Source organism: Haliscomenobacter sp. (assembly GCF_040403615.1).
Lineage (GTDB): Bacteria > Bacteroidota > Bacteroidia > Chitinophagales > Saprospiraceae > Haliscomenobacter.
Window position 1 is genome coordinate 1 of the sequence record NZ_JBBAKG010000274.1, and the last position, 1,059, is coordinate 1,059.

Here is a 1,059-nt window from a genome sequence, read left to right on the forward strand (position 1 = left end):
AGGTAGCTATAAAGACGCGATGAACCAGGTATCTGACTTTGGTAATTCTACGTGGAGTTTTATCGACGTTGATGGGACAACTCGTGAGATCAGCACATATGGACTTCTTAGCGGAGAAAACCACAAAGGGCAGCAAGTAAGTTACAACTTGCAACCAAAGATGGACTTTGGCTTCACTAATTTACAAATTAAAGATGTAAATTCTGGAATCAAGTTTAAGTATGTCTTTAGAAGTTCCTGGGTAGTGCCAGTTGCTTCATTTTTAATGGCATCAAATGCCGAATATGGTGACGAAAAAATCGCAAATGGGCACAGGTATACATATGTAGGTTCACCATTTTTAGGAACCAATTACTCTGGAGGCTCACTTGTGGATCTTTCTGACCAAGCTTCAGATATGACAAAGTCAGATTCAGAGAACATCCGCTTGTATTTTTTAATTGATCACGCCAGTTCGATACCAGGTGGTTCGTATGGAGATACCCGATGTAGCAAATTCGGCTATCCGGTGACATCGCACAACGCGTATGGTGGAGGAATACCTTTCTTAGCTGATAACAACACAATGAAGTTTGCGATTTATTCTCCTCATCTTCTATCAAATGGCAGCATTGCAACCGGTTTTTTTAGCACTTACATGTCGGTTGCCTGGATGGACTGTATGTGGCCTAAAAACAACATTTCAAAGGCTCCTAAAGTTGAGGTTTCAGTTGTAAATAGCGATGGATCCGCTCAAGTAGCGTCCACATTATTCAAAATTGAAAAAGGATTCCTTGTCGTATACGCACGTGGATTCCACTACAGCGCACCCACCATCAAACTATCTGTCTCTAAATCAAACCCTACCGAAGAAGTTTTACCTGCCGCGAGCCCTAGCCCGACTACATCAGCGATTCCTGTTTCTGCAATCATCAAGAAATCCACGATTACCTGCGTGAAAGGCAAGACAACTAAGAAGGTAACCTCCGTTTCACCGAAGTGTCCTGCTGGTTATAAAAAGAGATAAATCCTCCCAGTGTGGGTTCGACCCCCACTCGGGGCACCAGAAGTGTGCGAAGG

The 1,059-nt window shown here is 43.2% G+C and carries 1 pseudogene; it reads left to right on the forward strand.

From position 1 onward, the window contains the following. A pseudogene (locus ABW391_RS29530) lies at positions 1-1,006 on the forward strand (hypothetical protein); the annotation flags it as partial. Positions 1,007-1,059 lie beyond the last annotated feature (53 nt).